This window comes from Collimonas arenae (assembly GCF_001584165.1).
GTDB classification, from domain to species: domain Bacteria; phylum Pseudomonadota; class Gammaproteobacteria; order Burkholderiales; family Burkholderiaceae_D; genus Collimonas; species Collimonas arenae.
Genome location: NZ_CP013233.1, coordinates 995,305 through 1,019,305 on the forward strand (window position 1 = coordinate 995,305; position 24,001 = coordinate 1,019,305).

The 24,001-nt window shown below is 56.3% G+C and carries 16 protein-coding genes and 2 pseudogenes; 7 read left to right on the forward strand and 11 right to left on the reverse strand.

Going from position 1 to position 24,001, the window contains the following annotated elements; genetic code table 11:
* Positions 1-168: 168 nt before the first annotated feature.
* The 8 genes from rpoD to ybiB all read right to left on the reverse strand — a co-directional run bounded on the left by rpoD (position 169) and on the right by ybiB (position 10,840).
* On the reverse strand, positions 169-2,643 hold the full coding sequence (rpoD, locus tag CAter10_RS04655) for an RNA polymerase sigma factor RpoD (protein ID WP_417924710.1): 2,475 nt from the start codon (positions 2,641-2,643) through the stop codon (positions 169-171).
* A gap of 323 nt (positions 2,644-2,966) precedes the next feature.
* Positions 2,967-4,763, reverse strand: coding sequence for a DNA primase (gene dnaG / locus CAter10_RS04660; protein ID WP_061532489.1), 1,797 nt, complete (start codon positions 4,761-4,763; stop codon positions 2,967-2,969).
* Between the two features lie 44 nt (positions 4,764-4,807).
* Positions 4,808-5,257 carry a GatB/YqeY domain-containing protein gene (locus CAter10_RS04665; RefSeq protein WP_061532490.1) on the reverse strand — a complete coding sequence of 150 codons (450 nt, stop codon included), beginning with the start codon at positions 5,255-5,257 and terminating at the stop codon, positions 4,808-4,810.
* 232 nt (positions 5,258-5,489) lie between these two features.
* Positions 5,490-5,702 (reverse strand): 30S ribosomal protein S21, encoded by a 213-nt coding sequence (gene rpsU / locus CAter10_RS04670; RefSeq protein WP_005665410.1) that lies wholly within the window; start codon positions 5,700-5,702, stop codon positions 5,490-5,492.
* 168 nt (positions 5,703-5,870) lie between these two features.
* Complete coding sequence (locus CAter10_RS04675) at positions 5,871-7,067, reverse strand: BaiN/RdsA family NAD(P)/FAD-dependent oxidoreductase (protein WP_061532491.1); 1,197 nt, start codon at positions 7,065-7,067, stop codon at positions 5,871-5,873.
* A 30-nt stretch (positions 7,068-7,097) separates the two neighbouring features.
* Positions 7,098-8,297: a YbdK family carboxylate-amine ligase gene (locus CAter10_RS04680; RefSeq protein WP_231879170.1), complete on the reverse strand. Its 1,200-nt coding sequence runs from the start codon at positions 8,295-8,297 to the stop codon at positions 7,098-7,100.
* A gap of 11 nt (positions 8,298-8,308) precedes the next feature.
* Positions 8,309-9,517, reverse strand: coding sequence for a cation:proton antiporter (locus CAter10_RS04685; protein ID WP_061532493.1), 1,209 nt, complete (start codon positions 9,515-9,517; stop codon positions 8,309-8,311).
* Between the two features lie 327 nt (positions 9,518-9,844).
* Entirely contained in the window at positions 9,845-10,840 is a 996-nt protein-coding gene (gene ybiB, locus CAter10_RS04690) for a DNA-binding protein YbiB (RefSeq protein ID WP_061532494.1), read from the reverse strand.
* Positions 10,841-10,997: 157 nt separating this feature from the next.
* Here ybiB and CAter10_RS04695 point away from each other — a divergent pair, with 157 nt between their 5' ends.
* From CAter10_RS04695 to CAter10_RS04710, 4 genes are all read left to right on the forward strand, one after another.
* On the forward strand, positions 10,998-11,564 hold the full coding sequence (locus tag CAter10_RS04695; protein ID WP_061532495.1) for a sigma-70 family RNA polymerase sigma factor: 567 nt from the start codon (positions 10,998-11,000) through the stop codon (positions 11,562-11,564).
* A 117-nt stretch (positions 11,565-11,681) separates the two neighbouring features.
* The gene (locus tag CAter10_RS04700) at positions 11,682-11,873 is read left to right on the forward strand and encodes a zf-HC2 domain-containing protein (protein ID WP_061532496.1); all 192 of its coding nucleotides are present in this window, start codon (positions 11,682-11,684) and stop codon (positions 11,871-11,873) included.
* A gap of 66 nt (positions 11,874-11,939) precedes the next feature.
* Positions 11,940-12,965 carry a tRNA (adenosine(37)-N6)-threonylcarbamoyltransferase complex transferase subunit TsaD gene (gene tsaD, locus CAter10_RS04705; protein ID WP_061532497.1) on the forward strand — a complete coding sequence of 342 codons (1,026 nt, stop codon included), beginning with the start codon at positions 11,940-11,942 and terminating at the stop codon, positions 12,963-12,965.
* Between the two features lie 268 nt (positions 12,966-13,233).
* Positions 13,234-14,709, forward strand: a complete 1,476-nt coding sequence (locus tag CAter10_RS04710; protein WP_061532498.1) for a DEAD/DEAH box helicase — start codon at positions 13,234-13,236, stop codon at positions 14,707-14,709.
* A gap of 7 nt (positions 14,710-14,716) precedes the next feature.
* Here CAter10_RS04710 and gluQRS read toward each other — a convergent pair whose 3' ends face one another.
* Positions 14,717-15,610 carry a tRNA glutamyl-Q(34) synthetase GluQRS gene (gene gluQRS, locus CAter10_RS04715; protein ID WP_061532499.1) on the reverse strand — a complete coding sequence of 298 codons (894 nt, stop codon included), beginning with the start codon at positions 15,608-15,610 and terminating at the stop codon, positions 14,717-14,719.
* Positions 15,603-16,582 (reverse strand): annotated as a pseudogene (locus CAter10_RS04720) (LysR family transcriptional regulator). The gene gluQRS and the pseudogene CAter10_RS04720 overlap by 8 nt, the downstream one beginning before the upstream one ends.
* Before the next feature lie 365 nt (positions 16,583-16,947).
* On the opposite strand from CAter10_RS04720, the gene CAter10_RS04725 reads away from it, so the two are divergent.
* A complete protein-coding gene (locus tag CAter10_RS04725) occupies positions 16,948-17,523 on the forward strand; it encodes a flavodoxin family protein (protein ID WP_061532500.1) in 576 nt (191 codons plus the stop codon).
* A 124-nt stretch (positions 17,524-17,647) separates the two neighbouring features.
* Here CAter10_RS04725 and CAter10_RS04730 read toward each other — a convergent pair whose 3' ends face one another.
* Complete coding sequence (locus CAter10_RS04730) at positions 17,648-18,538, reverse strand: sulfurtransferase (RefSeq protein ID WP_061532501.1); 891 nt, start codon at positions 18,536-18,538, stop codon at positions 17,648-17,650.
* A 106-nt stretch (positions 18,539-18,644) separates the two neighbouring features.
* On the opposite strand from CAter10_RS04730, the pseudogene dnaE reads away from it, so the two are divergent.
* Together dnaE and msbA are read left to right on the forward strand one after the other, a co-directional pair.
* Positions 18,645-22,110, forward strand: a pseudogene (gene dnaE, locus CAter10_RS04735) (DNA polymerase III subunit alpha).
* Between the two features lie 126 nt (positions 22,111-22,236).
* Positions 22,237-23,994 (forward strand): lipid A export permease/ATP-binding protein MsbA, encoded by a 1,758-nt coding sequence (msbA, locus tag CAter10_RS04740; protein WP_061532502.1) that lies wholly within the window; start codon positions 22,237-22,239, stop codon positions 23,992-23,994.
* Positions 23,995-24,001 lie beyond the last annotated feature (7 nt).

A 24,001-nucleotide genomic window follows, 5' to 3' on the forward strand; every position in this document is an offset into this window, starting at 1 on the left:
AATTCCTCAGGGCTGTTGCGCGACAATCGCGGCGACTTACCGGACTAGCGCACAACGACATCTTAAAATGCAGGCAATTTTCGTATTATAGAAAAATACTGCTGTGAAAGGTAGCGGAAGTTACAGTGAATCAGCCAAAAATACTGAATGATTCACTGATTACTTTGCTTAATTACCTTCCAGGAAGCTCTTCAGCTTGTCGGAACGCGATGGGTGGCGCAGCTTGCGCAGCGCTTTAGCCTCTATTTGACGGATCCGCTCACGTGTCACGTCGAACTGCTTGCCGACTTCTTCCAAGGTATGGTCGGTCGACATTTCGATACCGAAACGCATGCGCAAGACTTTCGCTTCGCGTGGGGTCAGCGAATCGAGGATATCCTTCACGACGCCGCGCATCGATGCGTGCAATGCTGCATCGGCTGGCGCCAGGGTGTTGTTGTCCTCGATGAAATCGCCCAGATGCGAATCGTCATCGTCGCCGATCGGTGTTTCCATCGAAATCGGTTCTTTGGCGATCTTCATGATCTTGCGAATCTTGTCTTCCGGCATTTCCATCTTGATTGCCAATGTTGCCGGATCCGGCTCAGCGCCGGTTTCCTGCAGGATCTGACGCGAGATGCGGTTCATCTTGTTGATCGTTTCGATCATGTGCACCGGAATACGAATGGTGCGAGCCTGATCGGCGATCGAACGGGTGATGGCCTGACGGATCCACCAAGTCGCATAGGTCGAGAATTTGTAGCCGCGGCGGTATTCAAACTTGTCGACAGCTTTCATCAAGCCGATGTTGCCTTCCTGGATCAGATCCAGGAATTGCAAACCGCGGTTGGTGTACTTCTTCGCAATCGAGATCACCAAACGCAAGTTGGCTTCTGTCATTTCGCGCTTGGCCATGCGCGCCTTCTTCTCGCCGGCGCCCATCTTCTTGTTGATGCCGCGCAGATCAGGCAAAGGCAGCACGACGCGCGCCTGTAGATCGATCAGGCGTTGCTGCAGTTCTTTCACCGCAGGCACGTTCCGGCTCAAGACTGTGCTGTATGCATGGTTGCCGTTGACTTCACCGTCAACCCAGTCAAGATTGGTTTCATTGCCTGGGAAAACCTTGATGAAGTGCGGGCGCGGCATGCCGCATTTGTTGACCGCAACGTCGAGGATCTGGCGTTCGATCTGACGCACTTCGTCAACCTGGCCGCGCAGTGTGTCGCACAGTTTTTCAACAACCTTGGCGGTAAAGCGAATGCCCAGCAGCTCGTTCGAAATGATTTCTTGCGCTTTGACATACGGCTTCGAGTTGTAGCCTTCTTTTTCGAAAGCCTTGCGCATCTTGTCGAATTGCGTGGAAATGGTTTCGAATTTGCTCAGCGCTTCGCGCTTCAATTGCTCCAGCTGTTCAGCCGAGAAGCCGGCAGCGCCCGACGACGAACTGGCGTCATCTTCTTCTTCGTCTTCTTCTTCCTCTTCTTCGTCTTCGTCGCTTTCGTCGTCCGTCGCAGGGGCGGCTGCGCTTACCGCTGCCGCTTCATCTGTCTGGTTGGGGTCGACCAGGCCGTCAACGATTTCGTCGATCTTGATTTCGTCTTTTGAGATTTTGTCGGCGGCCAGCAGGATTTCGGCGATCGTAGTCGGGCAAGCCGAAATCGCCTGGATCATGTCCTTCAAGCCGTCTTCGATACGCTTGGCGATTTCAATTTCGCCTTCGCGGGTCAGCAGTTCGACCGAACCCATTTCACGCATGTACATGCGGACTGGATCGGTGGTGCGACCGAAATCGGAATCGACAGTCGACAGCGCTGCTTCGGCAGCTGCCTCGGCATCGTCATCGCTGGCGACGGTGGCAACGTTGTCGGACAGCAGCAATGTTTCTGCGTCGGGCGCCTGTTCGTAGACCGCAATCCCCATGTCGCTGAACGTACCGATGATGCCTTCAATGGCTTCCGGATCGATAATGTTTTCAGGCAGGTGGTCGTTGATTTCCGAGAAGGTCAGGAAGCCGCGCTCCTTGCCCATCTTGATCAGGGTCTTGAGCTTTTGACGACGGGCTTCGAGTTCTTCTTCGCTGGCTTCGGTATCGGACGAGAATGCGTCTTTCAGCAAAGCCTTTTCCTTGGCTTTGCGATCCTTGGCCTTGGCTTTGTCGACCGCTTTCAGTTCAGCACGTTCGACCGCGTTCAGCGCCGCGACTTCGTCGTTTTCCGGTTGGAATTCTTTCGGCTTGCGACCACGACGCCCTGGTACCTTGACCGACGGCAGAATGTAGCCGGAAGTATCAATCGCCGCCAGTGTCGCGGCATCCGTGGTTTGACTTACGCCTGATCCAATCATCACGCTAACGTCGGCCTTGACCGGAGCCGCGGCTGCATTTTTGGATGATTTGACGACTTTGAGTTGAGGTTTCTTGTTTGTCACAGGGGCTTTCGATTTCACAGATACTGGTTTTGCAACAGTTCTTGATGCACTTTTTTTCGTGGTCGTCGCAGTTGCTTTAGAAACGACTTTCTTGCTAACGGTTTTTGTCGGCGTTTTCGATGAAACTGCCGTTTTCTTTACAGAGGATTTCGGTGTTGAGGAAGAGGCGCCTGGTTTGGCCGCTGCCGGCTTCGCATTTTTAACAGAAAGTGTCAGGGATTTCGCGGGTCTCTTCATTGCGTTCGCCATGGAATCAAATACCAATTTGGTTACACTGATTTGCGCTATGGTTACTACAGCCTGCAGTCCGTCCGTTTAAATTTTGCCAAGTTTAAATCGCCGACAAAGCCGCCTGCGCACCACATCTCTCTACGTTCCTATCTCACTCAAACAAAACTGGTGTTACTATCAATTCAGCACCCAAATCGGCTGCTTCTAAGGTGTTGAATCTAAAGCCTTTAATTATAGCATATGGAGGGCTTTCCTCCAATCCAAGCGCCCCGGATCAGCCGGAGCGGCGCTAATCTCAATCTCGGCCTGCTCATATTTTGAGCCATTTTCTAGCGCAAACTGGTTTCAGCTTCCGCTTCGCGCCGCAATTGCTCCTGTTTTTGCATCAAATCCCGATAACGCTGGCGTGCATCTTCGCTGCCGAGGCCGGATGCGGCGAGCTGGTCCAGTTCATCTTTCAATATCTTCATTTTAGTCTGGCGAATTGCGCCCGCCAGTTCTAATCGCGCGGCCTCTGTTTCTGATTCAGATTCCGCTGCAATTTCTGCGATCAATGACTCAAAATCCTCGCCGCCTTCACGCAAATGCTCTGCCAGCGTTGCAAAATTGGCCTGGTCGCCCATTTCGTGGCTGGCGGTAATCAGCCGTGCCAGCATTTCTGCCCGATCCGGCGCAAAATGCGCCACTGCATCTAGCGCCGCGTCGTCCAGTTCGGAGGCAAATGCCGGGTGTGCCACCAGCAGGCGAATGATTTGTCGTTCCAGCCCGACCGGGGCAGGGCGGTTGCTGCGCGGCGGTGCGCGGCGCGCGGCGGCGATTGGCTTGACCAGTTCAAACAATGACTCGATTTCAGTCGGCGTCGATTGCGTCAACTGCGCCAGGCCACGGACGATTTGCAGCCGCAACGACGAAGGCGGCATTAATTGCAGCAGCGGCTTGGCGTCGAATTGCGCCCGCGCCCGTCCTTCGGAGGTGTTCAAATCGGCTTCGGCCGTCACCTCGTTGAGCAGAAATTGTGACAATGGCATGGCGTCATGGATTTGCCGCTCGAATGCCTCTGCCCCCATTTCTCTGACAAAACTGTCCGGATCGTGTTCCTGTGGCAGAAACAGGAATTTGATGACTTTGTTATCGGTAGCGTGCGGCAGGCAGGCATCCAGTGCCCGCCGCGCCGCCTTGCGGCCGGCGCGATCACCATCGAAACTGAAGACCACATGGTCGGTCTGGCGCAACAGCTTATGTACATGGGTCGGCGTGCAGGCGGTTCCCAATGTGGCGACTGCCTGCGGGAAGCCCAACTGAGCCAAGGCCACTACGTCCATATAACCTTCCGTCACCAGCACGTAGCCGGCGTCGCGGATTGCCTGGCGCGCCTCAAACAAGCCATACAACTCGCTTCCCTTCTGAAATAGGGGTGTTTCCGGCGAATTCAAGTACTTCGGCTCGCCGCCATCCAGCACCCGGCCGCCAAAGCCGATGACTTGGCCCTTGGTATTGCGAATGGGAAACATGATGCGATCGCGAAAACGATCATAGCGTTTGCGGTTGTTGCCTTCTTCGTCGGTGCGGTCGATCACCAAGCCGGCTTCGACCAGCGCTGTGACTTCATAATCGGGAAACACCTGGCGCAAGCTGTCCCAGTTGTCCGGGGAATAGCCCAACCCAAATTTGGCGGCGACTTCGCCGGTCAGGCCGCGCCGCTTCAAGTAATCGACCGCATGCGCAGCGCTGCGTAATTGCTGCCGATAGAAGTCGCAGGCGCTGCTCATTGCATCGGACAGCGCCAGGCTCTTGGCTTGGTATTCGGCGCGCTGGGCTGGTGGAATCTTGTCATCGTTGTCCGGAACAGTCATGCCGACACCTTGCGCCAGATCCTTGACCGCTTCCACGAAACCTAGTCCGGAGTATTCAATCAGGAAGCCGATCGCGGTGCCATGTGCACCGCAGCCGAAGCAGTGATAGAACTGCTTGGTCGGGCTGACCGTGAAACTTGGCGATTTTTCGTTGTGGAAGGGGCATAAACCCATCAGGTTCGCGCCACCTTTTTTCAACTGGACGTATTTACCCACCACGTCAACGATGTCGACGCGGTTGAGCAGGTCTTGGATGAAGGATTGCGGGATCACGTAGACTCGACGGCAACGGCTGCGATATCGGGTATTTTACGTGTTCAGGCTTTGGTCAGCGCTGCTTTGACCAGTCCGGATACCGCCGTCATGTCGGCGCGGCCGGCGAGCTTTGGTTTTAAGATTGCCATTACCTTGCCCATGTCTTGCGGTCCGGCGGCGCCACTGGTGGTCACCGCTGCGGCGACTTCAGCCTGGATTTCCGCTTCCGACAGGCCGGCAGGCATGTAAGCCGACAGAATGACGAGTTCGGCTTTTTCGATGTCTGCCAGATCCTGGCGGCCACCGGCTTCAAACTGGGTGATCGAATCCTTGCGTTGCTTGATCATTTTTTCGATGATAGCCAGAACGTGGGTGTCGTTCAGCTCAATGCGCTCATCCACTTCCTTTTGTTTCATCGCAGCCGTAATCAGCCGGATTGCGCTCAGTTTTGCCGTGTCCTTGGCGCGCATCGCCGCCTTCATGTCTTCAGTAATCTGTTCTTTCAAGCCCATGCAGTTCTCCAAGTAGTGGTGTTTTCCATATTTGCCGGAAAATCAAAGTGCTGGAATTTTGTGTCTGATGCGCGTTTTGCCGTTGGTTTTTATCGCAAGAAAATACAAGTGATATCGAAAACCTGCTATACGCAGCAATAAACGGCAAAACCCGCTGCGGAGCAACACCGGAGCGGGTTTGTAACGCTATTCAATCAACCGCACCAAGTGCGATGAAGAATTAGTGCAAATATTAGTACAGTTTTTTCGGCAATTGCTGGCTGCGAATGCGCTTGTAATGGCGCTTCACAGCGGCTGCCAGCTTACGCTTACGCTCAGCCGTTGGCTTTTCGTAGAATTCACGTGCACGCAACTCAGTCAGCAAACCTGTTTTTTCAATGGTGCGCTTGAAGCGACGCATAGCGACTTCGAACGGCTCGTTTTCTTTAAGACGAATTGTGGTCATGTAAATTAAAACCAAGTTTGTATAGGGAAGAGCGAGATTATAGCGGGGAAAACCAATAAATGGAAGTCTTATCCCACCCTGAATCAATCTTGCCGCAAATTTGCAACATCTTTCTCTATCGCTTCAGGGAGGCTAGGGAGGAAGTTGCTTTGCATTATTTTTTTGTTGCTAAATAGATAGCCCAGCCGCAGTTGCCGAAGCCCAGGCCCACTGGAAATTATAGCCCCCCAACCAGCCGGTGACGTCGACCGCCTCGCCGACAAAATACAGGCCGGGTACTTGATTGGACATCATGCTCTGCTGTGATAGTTCCCGTGTGTCAACCCCGCCCAGCGTGACTTCGGCTTTGCGATAACCTTCGGAGCCGCTTGGCTGAATGGACCAGCGATTGATGGCGTCGCCCAGGCTGCGCAGGAGGCGGTCAGGTGTGTCGGCCAGGCGGGCTGTGGGGTCAAGCTTGTTGGCTTCAATGATGCCTTGCGCCAACCGTGCCGGCAGCCATTGCGCGAATACGTTGCCAAGATTTTTCTTGATGGTGGTTTTGCCATCGATCAATGTTGTGGCGACATCGATTTCAGGCAAGAGGTTCAGGCGCAAGGGTGTTCCCAGCTTCCAGAAACTGGAAATTTGTAGGATTGCCGGCCCCGACAGGCCGCGGTGGGTGAACAGCAGGTCTTCCCTGAATTCCCCGCGGGCTTTTTTGTCGCCGGTTTCCACTTCTACTGGCAAAGCAATTCCCGCTAGCGGTAAAAACGGTTGCCACGCTGCCGAATCGAAAGTCAGCGGCACCAGCCCCGGCTGCGGCTCAACCATCCGCAAGCCGAACTGGCGCGCGATCCGATAGGCAAAATCGGTGGCGCCGATTTTTGGAATCGACAGGCCGCCGGTGGCGATGACGACATTGCTCGCGAGGATTGCGCCGGCATCGGTGTCGATGCGGAACACCTCGCCGCTCTTGCCAATACTGGCAATGCTGCATGGCATGCGCCATTCGACGTTACCGAGGCCGCACTCGGCCTTGAGCATGTCGATGATCTGCTCTGATGAGTCATCGCAAAACAATTGCCCCTTGTGCTTCTCGTGATAGCTGATCCGATGGCGCTTCATCAGACTGAGGAAATCTTGTGGAGTGTAGCGGGACAGGGCGCTTTTGCAAAAATGCGGATTCTGCGACAGGAAATTCTGCGGACCGGCGTTGATGTTGGTGAAGTTGCAGCGACCACCGCCCGAGATGCGGATTTTTTCTGCCAGCTTGCTGGCATGATCGATCAGTACTACTTTCTTCCCGCGTTGACCGGCAACTGCGGCACACATCATGCCGGCAGCGCCAGCGCCGATTACGGCGACATCAAATTGTTTTTGCATCGATCAATTATTAAATATCTTAAATACAAGCTATTGGAAATACGGCGGCGGCTTCTGCCCCATCCAGAGTTCCGACGACAGCCGCATCATATCGTTGAGCGAGCCGCGTTCGGTAAACGTCTGGCGCAGCCAGGCGGCGTCGCTGAGGCGTCCTTCGGCCATATGGCGCAAGCGCTTCAGGGTCAATTGCTCGGCGTCGTTCTGAGTATACCGCTGTAAGTCCTGCAGATGGCCTAGCAAATGCTCGTGGATCGGCAGTTTTGACGAATCGGCCGGATTGTTGCCATGGAGAGCAATTGAACCGTTCAGTCCGTAGCGGCTGGCTTCGAAGCGGTTGTACTGGTACAGCAGGTAGAAATCGTTGGCGATGACGAATGGCCTCTCTGTCAGGATCCAGCGCGCCAGCAGTTGCGCGTAGCAACCCAGGTGGGCGGCGTGCTCGATGGTCAGCGGCGTATCGCACACCCGGATTTCGACCGTGCCGTACTCGGGCTTGGGACGGATGTCCCAGTAGAAGTCCTTCATGCTGCCGATGATGCCCATGCGCAGCAACTCATCGTAATACGCTTCAAAGTCGCTCCAACGGGTTAATGTCGGCGCTGTTCCGGACAAAGGGAAGGCACGCACCACGTTGCTGCGCGAGGAATCGAATTTGGTGTCGGCGCCCTGGTAAAACGGCGAGGCGGCCGACAGGGCGATGAAATGCGGCACGAAACGCGAGAACGCGTGGGTCAGGTACAAGGCGTCGTCGCCGTTCGGCACGCCAACATGGATGTGCTGGCCGAACACGGTGAACGTCTTCGCCAGGTAGCCGTACTTCTCGTGCAGATGATGGAAGCGTTCGCTTGGCGTGATCCGTTGTTCATTCCAGTGCTGGAATGGGTGGGCGCCGCCGCCGGAGACGTCGATATTCAGGTATTGCGCACCGCGGTTGAGTGCGGCGCGCAAGCCTTTCAACTCCTCGATCAGATGGTCAACGCGGGTGTGCACATCCGAGTTCAACTCGATCATGCCTTGTGTCATCTCCAGCTTGATCTGCTTTTGCAGGTCGCGCGGTTCGATCCAGGTCAGCAGATCGACTGCGTCGCTGGCCAGGTTGTAATTTCGGCGATTGACCAACTGCAGTTCGAGTTCAATGCCCATGGTGAACGGACTGGAACTGGTGAATGGCAGAATTTCTTGCGGCGCCGCAGCGGCCGTGGCGCTATCGATTTGGGTATCTTCGATCATGGTCTCATCCTTCATTCGCGTCCGCTTTCGCCTGATTTGATCAAGGCGAATTGCGTGGCTATCGGTCCCAGCAGTTCCAGCACGATCAGGCAGCCGGCCAGCAACGGCAATATATCGGCCGTGGTATTGGGATAGAGATAGGCGGTGGTTTGAATCAACCCTAGTCCAGCTTCCGTCATCGGTAGCGTTCCCAAGGTGATGAGTGCAGCCTGCTTCCATTTCATCTTGGCAAAGTGCGCGAATGAGAAAACGCCGCAAGCCATGGCGAGGAAGCGCGCCGCGATCAGCACGGCAACCGAGGCGCCTACCATCGACAGGTCTGACAAGCGGATTGAAGCGCCGATGGTAACGAACAGCATCACGATGAACAACTCGTTGGCGACGCCGAACTCAAGTTCCATCAAGTCGTACTGATGATCCAGATTCTTCGACATGATGGCGAAGATCAGCATGGTCAACAGTATTGGTAGCTGCAACGCATGTGCGGCGCCGATGGCTAAGGTGATGACCGCGATGACTAGTACGAACTGGCGGCTTGGCTGGCGGCCGAGCAGGCGCGCCAGCGGCATCATCAACCGGTAAGTCAGGTATGCCAGCACCAGCGATCCGCACAATGAGTACAGCGTGTGAGCGACCAGCGTGCTGAACGGGGTGGCGCTTTCGTGCGCGACCACCGGCAATAATGCATACGCGGCCAGTATCGCGACAAAGTTATTCAATGCCGTCATGGCAGCCAGACGGCGCGTCACCTGGCCTTCAGCCTTGAGATCGCGCACTACCACCATCACTACTGCCGGCGCAGTAGCAATCGCCAGCACGCCGCCGAGCAGGGCCAGCACCCGCGAGGTGCCAAGCCAGATCAATGCCCCGCTGACAAACGTGAAGCACAGCACGGCGCTGAGGATGACGGTAGCCAGAAGCCACTTTTCGCGACGCAGCCAGCCAATGTCGACATAGCGCCCAAGTTGATACACCACCAGGGCCATTGCCATGTCGGCGAAAATATTGGCCAGCTTGAGTACATCTCCTGAAAGCAGATCAAGGCCGCCGACGCCGAGGATGAAGCCGACTATCAGATAACCGGTAATGCGCGGAAACCAGGGGTTTTTTGTCACGATGTGGCCGCCCACCAGCCCGAATAGCAGCAAGCTGCCAAACAGTAACAGCGCATTCCATTGGATTGGCTGTGCTAGTGCAAAGGGCGGAAGAGTCCAATCCATGGATCCTCCAGAAAGTTAGTCTTGCGGCACTGAAGCTACGCCGCGCAAGATGCCGTATGGGCAGATGAATGGTTTGTTGCTGAACTACTTGTACAACATGTTGTTAAGCCCGGTCTCCTTGATTTGATCGCATTGCGCTATCGACGCTACCGAGTTGGTGCAGCATTTTACACAACGATATGATTTTCCAATTTGCTAAGGACAGGTCCTTGGCGGTAATTTACGGTTTGTTGGAATGCCAGATCATACATGCCTCGGTTTTTTGCGCTACCGAACAGTTTGTCAGTCTTTGCTTAGATTAGTTCCTGCCAGCAATCGCGGCTAATGTCAGTTTGCGTCTGTGTGGTGTTGTGCGTGCAGGGCCTTGGAAACCATCAGGCATTGCTCGACTTGCTCTTCAATCGGTTTCGGTACCAGATCCTGTTGCGCCAAGGCTTGCTTGATCCAGGCGGAAGTGGTTTGTGCGTCGGCGTGTTCCGGCAACATCGGCGGTTCTTCCGCGATGAGCTGTTTTTCCACCAGCGTGGTTTGCGTAGCCGCATGAAACCAGTCGATTTTCTGCGCCTTCCTGGCATTGGCGACGGTTTCGCCCTCGGTACCACGCATCAAGAACACATCCCCGCGTTCTGCGGCAGCGGTAGTCATGAAATAGGCGCTCAACATCTCCAGGTATTCGGGATGCGTGTAGGAGGTCAGGCGCAACGCCGGAACAGCAAACGGTTGAATGATTTTGACCAAGGTGTGGGTCGAATTACGGACGCCGAGAGTGCGTCGCATGGCAAGCAGCCGGGCCATTTTCGGTGCAAGCGCATCAATCGGCATGAATGCCGGAACCTGCTGTTTGAAACATGTTTGCACTTGTTCGACGCTGCTGCAGGGAGCGTGCCCCAAGGCCTGAAAAATTTCGGCGCTGGTGACGCGGCCCGGATCGGTCGATACACCGTGCAGCAGCACCGGCACGCCTTCGCGCGCCAGCAGCAGCGCCAGCAATGGCGTCAGGTTTGCCATATGGCGCGAACCGTTATAGCTGGGGATGACGATCGGCGCGTACTGCTGTCGATTTTCTGATGGAATGGATATGGATGTGAACGATGCCTCGGCGGCATCGAGGAAGCCGGCGATTTCTGCAACCGATTCGCCCTTGATGCGCATCGCCAGCAATATGCCTCCCATCTCCAGGTCTGAGACCCGGCCGTCCAGCATGGCAGCGTACAAGTCGCAAGCATCGCCGCGCGACAGGCTGCGTGCGCCATTCTTGCCACGTCCGATTTCCTTGATGAAGCGGGCTGCCGGGAACGGTGCCGTCGACTGAGTATTGTTCATGTGTGGATTGTTGAGTTGAAGGTGGCGTGCTGCAGGCGTTTGCATCGATTTTACTTGAACGGGCTGCAGGCTGAAGGCCATCTGGTAGAATTCCCGGCAAACGATGCGGCAGGAAAGCAAGTCGGGCGTTTGTTCTTGTTTTTTTATTCAGGTTTATATGGCATTTGATCCCCGTCAACTTGATGCATTGCGGCCGCAGCTTCTGCGTTTTGCCGTGCTGCAGTTGCGCAACGAAACCTTGGCCGAAGATGCAGTATCGGAAACCATATTGGCAGTGATGGAACATCCCGATCGCTTTCAGGAGCAGTCATCGTTCAAAACCTACGTCATCGGGATACTCAAACATAAGTTACTGGACCAGTTGCGACGCAGCAAGCGCGAAGTGCAACTGAATCCCGATGAAGACGCAGACCGCAGTGACGCCGACATGATCGACGCCTTGTTCACTTCCTCAGGGCATGCAGTGGAAGCCGCACCCAGCTGGGGCAATCCGGACCAGACACTGGAACGTAAGGAATTCTTCGATATTCTGCAATTGTGCGTCGACAAGCTCCCCGCCAAGACTGGCCGCATTTTCATGATGCGCGAGTGGCTGGAACTGGATACCGATGCGATCTGCAAGGAACTCGACATCACCGCCGCCAATGCCTGGGTCTTGCTGTACCGGGCGCGTACCCGGTTGCGCGAATGTCTGCAGTTGAACTGGTTCGGGGCACAGGCCTGACGGATCGATAGCCATGTGCGATGCATGCTAAGTTCAACATTTATTTTGTAAGTATTGAATCGGTCGCGCGACCAATCAGCGTCACCACAATTTTCACGAGCAAGTAATTTTATCCCTATGCCATATAAACGCCTGATTCCGCACTGCCGCGATACCCAGCTGCTCTTGTCGCAAGCGCAAGATACCAGCCTGTCGCTCCTGACGCGCGCGCGCATCAGGATGCATCTATGGACTTGCACCGCTTGCACCAGGTTTTCGCAGCAACTGTCCTTTATCCGCCAAGCCATGCAGCGCTTCGACAAGGAATAGCGTCGGTAATGAGTGCCGCCCGTGCTTTCCTTTACAATGCGGCATTGTGAAAAAAATGTTCCCCCAATGATTGTTCTCGGCGTTGAATCTTCCTGTGACGAAACCGGCTTGGCGTTGTACGACACGCAGCGCGGTTTGCTGGCCCATGCCCTGTACTCCCAGGTTGCGATGCATGAGCAGTATGGTGGCGTGGTGCCGGAGCTGGCTTCACGCGACCACATCCGGCGTGCCATTCCCTTGCTGCAACAAGTGCTGGTGGAAAGCGGCATTGATCGCCACGACATCGATGCGATTGCCTATACGCAAGGGCCGGGCTTGGCCGGGGCGTTGCTGGTCGGCGCCTCGGTTGCCTGCGGCCTAGGTTTGGCGCTGGATAAACCAATGTTGGGCGTGCATCATCTGGAAGGGCATTTGCTGTCGCCGTTGCTGGCCAGCGATCCGCCGGAATTTCCATTTGTTTCGTTGTTGGTGTCGGGCGGCCATACTCAATTGATGCGGGTCGATGGCGTCGGGCAATACACATTGTTGGGCGAAACCCTGGACGATGCCGCAGGCGAAGCGTTCGACAAATCGGCCAAGCTGCTTGGCCTCGGCTATCCAGGCGGCCCGGCCATTTCCCGGCTGGCGGAGTTCGGCGATCCTTCCGCCTACCAGTTGCCGCGGCCGATGCTGCATTCGAAGAACCTGGATTTCAGTTTCTCCGGCCTCAAGACGGCGGTGCTGACCTTGGTCAAAAACCATCCGGCAAATATCTGTGAACAGGACAAAGCCAATATTGCACGTTGCTTTGTCGATGCGCTGGTGGATGTGCTGGTCGCCAAATGCCTGAGCGCGCTGAAACATACCGGTCTCAAGCGGCTGGTGATTGCCGGTGGCGTCGGCGCCAACCAGCAATTGCGCAGTGCGCTGAATGCTGCCGCAGTGAAACGCCGGTTTCGGGTGTACTACCCGGAGTTGGAGTTTTGTACCGACAATGGCGCGATGATTGCATTCGCCGGCGCCATGCGGTTGCAAATCAAACCGGAAGCGGCACAGCGCGATTATGCGTTCAACGTGCGGCCACGCTGGCCGCTCAATGAGCTCGGAATCTGAGCAAATTCCCGGCAAGGCGTATAATGCCCGACTGTGGTATAAAACGCGCCGGCAATTGATGGCTAAGTGACAACTTGGCTGGCAGTCGCTGATACGACGTTTCCACATTCATTTGGCTCGGATGCCGTCGCGCTTGCTTACTGTTTGCAAGCGCGGGCGTTGATGGGCCGACACGAAATCCACGAATACAATTGAGAGCAAATAGTGCCTTTTTACGAATGCAGATTCGTTATTTGAGTGCATCTTGCACCGAAGGCCGCCAACTACCATGTCCGACATCAAGTCCGAGATTCAACCTGATCCAGCAGTGGCTACTGCACCCTCCGTCCGTTTCGAAGACTTCGGGCTGTCCCCGGATATCCTGCGCGCGTTGAGCGATCAGGGCTATGTCAACCCGACGCCGATCCAGGCGCAAGCGATCCCTGTGGTACTGCAAGGACGCGATGTGATGGGTGCGGCACAAACGGGAACCGGCAAAACTGCCGGTTTTTCGTTGCCGATCATTCAGCTGCTGCTGGCGCACGCCAACACCAGCGCCTCGCCGGCGCGGCATCCGGTACGTGCCCTGATCTTGACGCCGACCCGCGAACTGGCTGATCAGGTGGCAGACAACGTCAAGGCCTATAGCCGGCATACGCCGCTGCGTGCGACCGTTGTGTTCGGTGGCGTCGATATCGCACCGCAAACCGCCGCACTGCGCTCCGGCATCGAAATCGTGATTGCTACGCCGGGACGTCTGCTGGACCACGTCCAGCAAAAGACGGTGAATCTGTCGCAGACGCAAATCCTGGTCATGGACGAAGCCGATCGCATGCTGGACATGGGCTTCCTGCCGGATCTGCAGCGCATCATCAACCTGCTGCCAAAAGAACGCCAGAACCTGATGTTCTCCGCCACGTTCTCGGGCGAGATTAAAAAGCTGGCATCGAGTTTTCTCAAGAATCCGGTGACGATCGAAGTGGCGCGCAGCAATGCCACCGCCGACAACGTCACGCAGACCATGTATCGCGTCGACGAGCAGACCAAGGCCGAGGCTGTGTCGTTCATTATTCGTGAGCGCAAGCTGAAACAGGTAATTGTTTTCTCGAATACCAAAATCGGCGCATCGCGCCTGTCGCGTCACCTGGAGAGCGAAGGCGTCAAGGCTTCCGCGATTCATGGCGACAAGACTCAGAATGAGCGGATGGCCGCGCTAGAAGCATTCAAGCAAGGCGAGATCGAAGTGCTGGTGGCAACCGACGTTGCTGCGCGCGGCCTGGATATCGCCGAACTGCCTTGCGTGATCAATTTCGATTTGCCGTATAACGCCGAAGATTATGTGCATCGGATCGGTCGTACCGGCCGCGCCGGCGCCTCCGGCGACGCGATTTCGCTGTACGCCGACAAGGATGAACGTCTGCTGGTCGATATTGAAAAGATGATCAAGCACAAGTTTGTGCGGGCCGAGCTGACCGGTTTCGTCGCCAAGCCGGCTGCCGCCGAACGCGAGCGTTCCGGACGCCGCGATTCTGCCGATCGCAGCGATGGCCGCAACGCCGCATCCAGCCGCAGCACGCAGCACACCCGTAGCGCTTATACTTCGACGCCTACCTCTCGCAAGGAAAAGATCGACCCCTGGTTTCTTAAACCCTACGAGCCGACGGCCACTCCTGATGCGGCGCCGTCCAGCGTTGCCCCGGTGGGCGGCTCGATCAAGCCGAAGGTCAAGCTGGCAGCTTTGCTGGGCGGTTTGCCGAAGCGTTAGTCCGGTTTCAGCCTTGGCGAGTCAATTCCAGATTCGCCCAGGCAGCAGTCGCCAGCGGCCAGAATGCGGCCACGCTGTCGACCTGTCCGATATCCAGCCCCAGGAACCACGCAGCCTTGTTCAATACGAGCAATGGCTGTGTCACATCGATGGCCTGGGCACCATTCTGTTTGGATAATTTTTCCCCATCGGCGTTGGTGATGACCGGTACGTGGAGGTATTGTGGCGTTGCAAGTTTCAACTGGCGCTGCAGATAAATCTGGCGTCCGGTGGAATCGAGCAAATCGGCGCCGCGCACTACGTGCGTAACGTTTTGATCCGCATCGTCAACCACCACGGCGAGCTGGTAAGCCCAGAAGCCGTCGGCACGTTTCAATACAAAGTCACCGACTTCAAGCGCTAGGTGCTGCTGCACGCGACCGAGCCAGCGATCGTCAAAAATAATCAGTTCATCAATATGTCCCGGATCAGGGACGCGCAGGCGATATGCGCGGGCCGGCTTGCCAACCGGCAACCCGCTGCGGCAGGTGCCGGGATAGACCGCCGCACCGTCGGCCGCTACGCAAATGCGGGAATCGACGATTTCACGGCGGGTGCAGCCGCATGGGTACGCCAGGCGGCCAAGACGGTCGAACGCCGCTTCATACAGCGCTGTGCGCTGGCTTTGATATACCACTTCGCCATCCCACTGCATCCCGAGTGCGATCAGGTCCGCCAGGATCGACTCGGCGGCGCCTGCTGCGGTGCGCGCCTCGTCCACATCTTCCATGCGCAACAGCCAGCGGCCGTGGTGGGCCTTGGCGTCGAGGTAGCTGGCCATCGCTGCTACCAGCGAACCCGCGTGCAGCGGGCCGGTGGGTGAGGGCGCGAAGCGGCCAATATAGTTTTGTTGATTAGACATTGCTGGTCGATTCATGATGAGCTGTTGTCGGCATTGTCGCCGACGCTACAGCCGGCGACCCTAGCAGCGCACGCTGCGTTGCGGGGTCGCTGAGCCGTGCAATAAACCATTTAAGAGATTTTCCCACGACCGGGGTACGCCAGGCTATCTGTGTCTTGTCGCTGGGCTTGGCTTCGATGGTCTGTTTCTCGATCAATGCACCTGATGCAAAATGCGGCGCAGCCAGCCAACGCGGCAGGTGGCCGCAGCCAAGCCCACTGAGCTGGGCCTGCAGTTTTGCCGGGATCGACGGAACGGTAAGGATATCTTGTCCGCTCAACAGGCCAGAGGTCATGCTGGGCAAGGTGCGGCCGGTGTCGCCGACGGCAACTGCGCGGTATTGCTGGATCAGATTGGCGGTGAGCGGCTCCGGCGCATGCTCCAGCGGATGGCCGGGGCAACCGCAAAGGCCCAGTCGATCGTGCCCAGTTGCCGTGTCTGGAACCCGCCGCTCATACGGATGCTGTCGGGGCCGTTGTGCGGCGCGCCGATTGCCAGGTCGGCTCGGTCAGCCAGCAGGGCTTCCCACACGCCCGACAAGGCTTCATGCGAAATGCGCAGGCGCGTGCCGGCATTGTCCCGGTCAAAGGCTTGGATGATTGGCAACAGGCTATCAAACGGGATGATGCTGTCGAGGACGATACGCAGTTCGACCTCCCAGCCGGTCGCCGCGCGCTTGACGCGTCGTTCGAGCTCTTGCGCCGCCAGCAGCAGGTGGCGCCCTTCAGTCAGCAGTTCGAGACCGGCGGTGGTCAGTTTGGCGCGATGCCCGCGCCGGTCGAACAACAGCAAGTCCAGGTCGTCTTCCAACTTGCGGACGCTGTAGGTAAGGGCTGACGGCACGCGATTCAGTTCGACGGCGGCAGCGGCGAAGCTGCCTTTGCGGTCAATCGTATCGAGGATTTGCAATGCTTCCAAGGTCAGATTCATCATTGCTTCGTAGGTAATAATATTGCAAGAAAGTCATTCAAATAAATTGAATGATATATCGAAATTTTGATCCTGTGCAAAGCCGCGCCATGTCTCTATAGTGCCAAATAATTGAATCGATTTATGTAAATTATTTCTATATCGACATAATTTTTGACGTATACCCTGATCGAATCCGGTAATGTTGTGCGTACAGCCATGCAGACACTGTTTGGCTTGACTCTCATCCCGGCGATTCGTTCTCGGAATCCGATGCTGCGCGGCAGCAGAAATTCATTTCCTGGTGCATGATGGCGACTGGCATTCCGTTTGATTGGCAGCTGCTGTTATTTATTTTTTTACTGAGTTCTCTCTGAAAGGGCATTGTCATGACTAAAGTCGCTATCGTTTATCATTCCGGCTACGGCCACACCAAAAAACAGGCTGAAGCAGTGCATGCTGGCGTGCTGCGCGCGCCAGGCGCAGTGCCTGAGCTGATTGCCATCGATGCCGAAGGCAATCTGAGCGACGCTGCCTGGGCCTCGCTGGAAGCCGCCGATGCCATCATCTTTGGCACGCCGACCTACATGGGCACGGTATCCTGGCAGTTCAAGAAATTTGCAGACACGTCGTCGAAGCAGTGGTTTGGCCAGAAATGGAAAGACAAGGTCGCAGCCGGTTTTACCAATTCAGCGACCATGAACGGCGACAAGGGCACCACCATGAGTTACCTGATCACCTTTGCAATGCAGCACAGCATGGTGTGGGTCGGTACCGGTCTGATGCCTGCCAACAGCAAGGCGGCGCAACGCAATGACGTCAATTTTGTCGGCGGTTTCTCCGGCGCTTTGGCGCAAAGTCCGTCCGACTCTTCGCCGGAAGAGGGCCCGGCGGCAGGCGACCTGGAAACCGCAAAGCAATTCGGCAAGCGGGTTGCCGAAACTGCACAGAAATTCAAGCAATAAGAAATATGTCTGGGGTGGCGGCATAGCCGGGTTTGCGTCAGCCCCGGCATGCCATCGTTCCAGAATGCAAAAAGCCCGCAGGCAATCGCCTGCGGGCTTTTTGCATTTTGCGCTACGGCTCCGCTTAGAGGGTAGCTGTATGGACAGTAGTGGCTTGCGCCGGGGTTGCAATTTCTTCCGGCACACAATGTGGGCAGGATTTGCCCGCCACATAGCGCGGTGACAATTGCTCACGCGGCGTCACTACGGCGCGGCAAGCGTAGCACTGTACGGTCGCGGTTTCCTGCAACTGTGGATTGAGGGCGGTGCGATAGTCGAATACAAAGCAGTCGCCGTCATAGTGGGCGCCACCGCATTCTTCGAAATACTTGAGAATGCCGCCTTCCAGCTGGTAGACGCTGTCGTAGCCGATATTCTGCATGTGAATCGCGGCCTTCTCGCAGCGGATGCCGCCGGTGCAGAAGGTGACCACAGTCTTGTCAGCCAGCTCGTCCTTGTGTTCCGCCACGACTGCCGGGAATTCGCTGAATTTCTCGATACGCCAGTCGATCGTGTTTTCAAAGGTGCCGACATCGACTTCAAATGCGTTACGGGTATCCAGCATGACCACCGGTTTGCCGTTGTCGTCATGGCCCTGATCCAGCCAGCGCTTCAAGGTTTTGGCTTCCACAGCCGGTGCACGGCCCAGTTCGGGCTTGATCAACGGATGCTTCATCGTGATGATTTCAGCCTTCAACTTGACCAGCATGCGCGTGAACGGCTGCTTTTCCGAATAGCTTTCCTTCACTTCCAGATCGGCAAAGCGCTCATCGGCGCGCAGCCAAGCCAGGAATTGATCAATCTGCTCGCGCAAACCGGCCAAAAACAGGTTGATGCCTTCCGGAGTGAGTAAGATCGTACCTTTTAGCTGCAATTGCTTGCAAATTGCGAGAAATTCTGGGCGTTTCTCTGCTGTATCGTCGAAAGTAACGAATTTGTAGGCGGCAATGTTGACGTAAGAATTGCTGGACTGCATGGCTTGTTTCTCGGTAAGTCGTTGATTTATCAGTATTATAAACGTGGCTGACGGGATTGCCCAATTTTGCCGATGGCACATGGGGCGTCAGGGTAAAATACCGCCCATGACGACACCGCAATTTATCCACCTCCGCCTGCACTCCGAGTATTCCATCGTCGATGGCTTGGTCCGCATTGATGACGTAGTCAAAGCCGCTGCCAAGGATAGCCAGGCAGCGCTTGGCATTTCCGACCTGGCCAATCTGTTTGGCATGGTCAAGTTTTACAAGGCTGCGCGCGGCAAAGGTATCAAACCGATCATCGGTTGTGATGTCTGGATTACCAACGACGACGATCGCGACAAGCCGTCGCGCCTGCTGTTGCTGGTCAAGAACCGTAACGGCTACCTGCAATTGTGTGAATTGCTGTCGCGGGCGTGGCTGGAAAACCTGCATCGCGGTCGCGCAGAAATTCGCGCTGAATGGCTGGCCGATCTGAAGGGGCACGGTGACGGCAACGGCCTGATTGCGCTGTCCGGCGCTCATTTCGGCGATATCGGCATGGCCATCGATAACGGCAATGTCGAGGCGGCGGAACGCTGCCTGCAACGTTGGACTAAGATTTTCCCCGACAATTTCTATATCGAGATCCAGCGCGCCGACCAGCCGAATATGGAGGCACATATACGACAGGCGGTGGCTCTGGCGGCCAAGGCCGGCGTGCCGGTGGTGGCGACCCATCCTATCCAGTTCCTGGATAAGGAAGAATTCATCGCGCATGAAGCGCGTACCTGTATCGCCGAAGGCGAGATGCTGGCCAACGCGCGCCGCGTGCGTCGCTTCAACGACCAGCAATCGTTCAAGACACAGGCCGAAATGGCCGAACTGTTCGCCGATATGCCGGCAGCGCTGCAGAATTCGATCGAGATCGCCAAGCGTTGCAACCTGACCCTGCAGCTGGGCAAGCCAAATTGCCTGATTTCCCGACACCGGACGGCATGACGATCGGCGAGTTCCTGGTGCAACAGTCGCAGGAAGGGCTGGAGCTGCGCCTGGCGCATCTGTATCCGGACGAAGCCAAGCGCGAACAGCAGCGCCAGCGTTACCAGGATCGGTTGAAGTTTGAAACCGACACCATCATCAAGATGGGTTTCCCCGGCTACTTCCTGATCGTTGCGGAATTTATCCGCTGGGCCAAGCAGAATGGCGTGCCGGTCGGGCCGGGACGAGGATCGGGGGCTGGTTCGCTGGTGGCGTATTCGCTGCAGATTACCGATCTTGATCCGCTCAAATACAACCTGCTGTTCGAGCGCTTCCTCAATCCTGAGCGGGTATCGATGCCCGACTTCGATATCGACTTTTGCCAGGAAGGCCGCGACCGTGTGATTCAACACGTCAAGGACCTGTACGGCAAGGACGCGGTATCGCAAATCGCCACTTTCGGTACGATGGCGGCGAAGGGCGCGATTCGCGACGTTGGCCGCGTGCTCGATTTCGGTTACAACTTTTGCGACGGCATCTCCAAACTGATCCCGTTCAAACCGGGCAAGCACGTGACCATCGCCGATGCGATCCAGGAAGAGCCGATGTTGGCCGAGCGCCTGGAGAACGAGGAAGAGGTCAAGCAACTGCTCAACCTGGCGCAGCAGGTCGAAGGCATCGCCCGTAACATCGGTATGCACGCCGGTGGTGTGTTGATTGCGCCCGGCAAGTTGACCGATTTCTGTCCGCTGTATACGCAGGGCGGCGACGCTGGCGTGGTCTCGCAATACGATAAGGACGATGTCGAGGCCGTCGGCCTGGTGAAGTTCGACTTCTTGGGTTTGACCACGCTGACGATCCTCGATCGCGCGGTGCGCTACATCAAGCAGCTCGATCCGGCCATGGCCGATTTCAGTTTGGAGAAGTTGCCGCTCAACGACCGCGCTTCCTACGAACTGCTGACCGCCGCCAAAACAGTCGCGGTATTCCAGCTGGAAAGCCGCGGCATGCAAGGCATGCTGAAAGACGCGCGGCCTGACCGTTTTGAAGACATTATCGCGCTGGTGGCCTTGTATCGTCCGGGCCCGATGGATCTGATCCCGGATTTCTGCAAACGTAAACACGGCGAGCGCTTCGATTATCCCGATCCGCGCACTGAAGGGATTCTGTCTGAAACCTACGGCATCATGGTGTATCAGGAGCAGGTGATGCAGATGGCGCAGGTGGTCGGCGGCTATTCACTCGGCGGCGCTGACTTGCTGCGGCGGGCCATGGGTAAGAAGAAGGCAGAAGAGATGGCCGAGCATCGCCAGATTTTCCGCGACGGTGCAGCCAAGGACGGCTTGTCCGAAGCCAAGGCCGACGAGATTTTCGACTTGATGGAAAAGTTCGCTGGCTACGGCTTCAACAAGTCGCACGCCGCAGCTTACGCGTTGCTGTCGTATCACACTGCCTACCTGAAAGCCCATCACCCTGCCGCGTTCATGGCAGCCAACTTGTCGCTGGCAATGGACGATACGGAGAAGGTCAAGATCCTGGTGGAAGATGCACTGGACGTTTGCAAGCTGACTTTGCTGCCGCCGGACATCAACCTTTCAGACTATCGTTTACGCCGGAAGGCGAGCCAGGCAAGAAAGCGACTTTCATTCGCTACGGCCTCGGTGCGGTCAAAGGTTCCGGTCAAAATGCGATCGAAGCCATCATCGCCGCGCGCAAGGAAAAGCCGTTCGTCGACCTGTTCGATTTCTGCCTCCGGGTCGACAAGCGGCAGATCAATCGGCGCACCATTGAATCGCTGATCCGCTCCGGCGCTTTCGATTGCTTCAAGGTCGATCGCGCGATCCTGCTGGCCTCGGTTGGCCGCGCGATGGAAGCTGCCGATCAGAAACTGGCCTCGGCCAACCAGGTCAGCCTGTTCGGCGGTGACGATAGCGACCTCGAAGCTCCGATCGAATACGTACAGGTCACGCCGTGGACCGACAAGCAGAAACTGACCGAAGAGAAGACTGCGCTTGGTTTCTATCTATCCGGCCATCTGTTCAACGCTTACGCCGCCGAAGCACGCCGTTTTGCGCGCACGCCGCTGGGCAGCCTGGAACCGTCGCGCGAACCGCGTACCCTGGCCGGGATCATCTCCGGTTTGCGGGCGCAGATGACGCAGCGTGGCAAGATGATGATCGTCACGCTGGACGACGGCAGCGCCACGGTCGACGTTACCGTGTATAACGAACAGTTCGAGCCGAACAAGGCTTTCTTCAAGGAAGATGAGTTCCTTGTCGTGCAGGGCAAGGTGTCGGAGGACAGATTCAACGGCGGCTTGCGGGTGTCGGCTGAAAAAGTGATGGATATTGCCACCGCACGGACGCAATACGGACGGCAGATTGTGCTGTCCCTGTCGTCGCCGTCACAGAAAATTGATGCCGCACAGTTGCGGGATGTGTTGTCGTCGCATCGGGCGGGTAATGGCTTGCCGATGACGCTTCGCTACACTGGCGAAGGGGTGGCTTGTGAAATAGTGCTCGGCGACGAATGGCGCGTGTCTCCTAGTGATGGTTTGCAGACGGCTCTGGTGGAAAAAATAGGGAAGGAAGCGGTCGCGGTGGAGTATTAAGGCATCGTCTGGTACGCCTTGTATTTGCCAATCGGCCGTGCTTTCTCCTCCCATTTTGCTCTACTGTCGGGGAAGAATTTTTCCATCACAGCAGAGTGTAAAAAAGAACTTAAAACAAACTGACTTATGAGCGCATTTTCCTACACAACAATTTTCAAGCGCCTTGCAGGATTGCATCGGCCATACACAAGGCGATTGGTCCTAGGTCTCCTCGGCATGGTTGTGACTGCCGCAACGGAACCGCTAGTGGCCTACATTTTCAAGATTTTGCTGGATAACGGCTTTGTGGAAAAACCCACGTTTCCTCTGTGGCTGGTACCGGTAGCCGTAATTGGCGCATTTGTCGCCCGCGGCGCCTCGACATTTTTGACAACCTACATGACCAACTGGGTGTCGACCCGTGTGTTGACGACACTGCGGCAGCAAATGTTCGATCGCATTTTGGGCGTGTCGATTGATTTTCATGCGACCCACACGGTTGGGCGCGTGATCAATTCGATCATGTTTGAGGTACAGCAAATCATCGAAATGATCAGCAAACTGTTTACCTCGATTGTGCGTTGCGTGCTGACGGTCGCGGGTTTGCTGGGCTACATGTTGTTCATCAGTTGGAAGTTGACGATTGTCGCCTTGGTGTTGATGCCGCTGATGGTCCTGGTGGTGCGCACTACCGCCAAGCGCCTGAAAAAGCTGAACAAGGATTCCCTCGACGTCAATGCGCAGTTGACCCAGGTAATCGAAGAAACCACGCGCGCGCAACAGGTCGTCAAGGTGTTTGGCGGCGAGACGTATGAGCGGAAGCGATTTGCAGAATCGGCTGAGCACATCCGCCACTACAGCATGCGCATGACCAGCACTTTTGCCGCTACCGTACCGGTCACGCAAATCATGATGGCTTGCGCGATGTCGGTGATGATCACGATGGGGCTGGTGCAAGCAAGTCACGGGCAACTTACAGCAGGCGATTTCGTCTCATTTCTGGCTGCAATGATCGCTTTGCAAGTGCCTCTCAAACAGCTGGCGGAAGTGAACGGCCCGCTGCAGCGCGGCATGGCGGCGGCGGAAGCGGTCTTCAAGTTGATCGACAGCCCGATTGAACGCACCGGCGGCAAGCAGTTGCAGCAGCGTGCTAAGGGCAAGATCGAATTCTCTAACGTTGGATTTTCTTATCCAGGCCAGGAAAAGCCCGCGTTAAAGGGTATCAACTTGAGCGTTGAGCCAGGAGAAACCATCGCCTTCGTGGGCATGTCCGGCGGCGGCAAGTCAACGCTGGTGAACCTGATCCCGGGATTTTATTCCGTGACTGAAGGCCGTATCCTGCTTGATGACGTGCCGATTGAAGAGATCGCACTCAGCAGCTTGCGCAAACAGATCGCCATGGTGAGCCAGAACGTGGTGTTGTTCAACGATACGGTTGCCGCCAATATCGCCTATGGCGATGATGCGCCGGATCGTCAACGCATCGAGGCAGCTGCCAAGGCTGCGTATCTGACGGAGATGATTGCCGCTTTGCCGCAGGGTTACGAAACACAGATCGGGGATAACGGTTCGCGTCTGTCCGGCGGCCAGCGTCAGCGCCTGGCGATGGCGCGCGCCATCTACAAGGATGCGCCGATCCTGATCCTGGACGAAGCGACATCGGCGCTGGATAGCGAATCGGAACGTGCAGTGCAGGGCGCATTGGATCAATTGATGGAAGGACGCACCACCTTCGTGATTGCGCACCGCCTGTCGACCATCGAACGCGCCAGCCGCATCGTCGTGCTCTCCAACGGCAGCATCGTTGAAATCGGCACGCATAACGAACTGCTCGACAAGCAAGGTGCTTACGCCAACCTGCATCGCCTGCAGTTTTCCGGCGAGGCGGTGAACGTAGAAATGTAACCCTGAG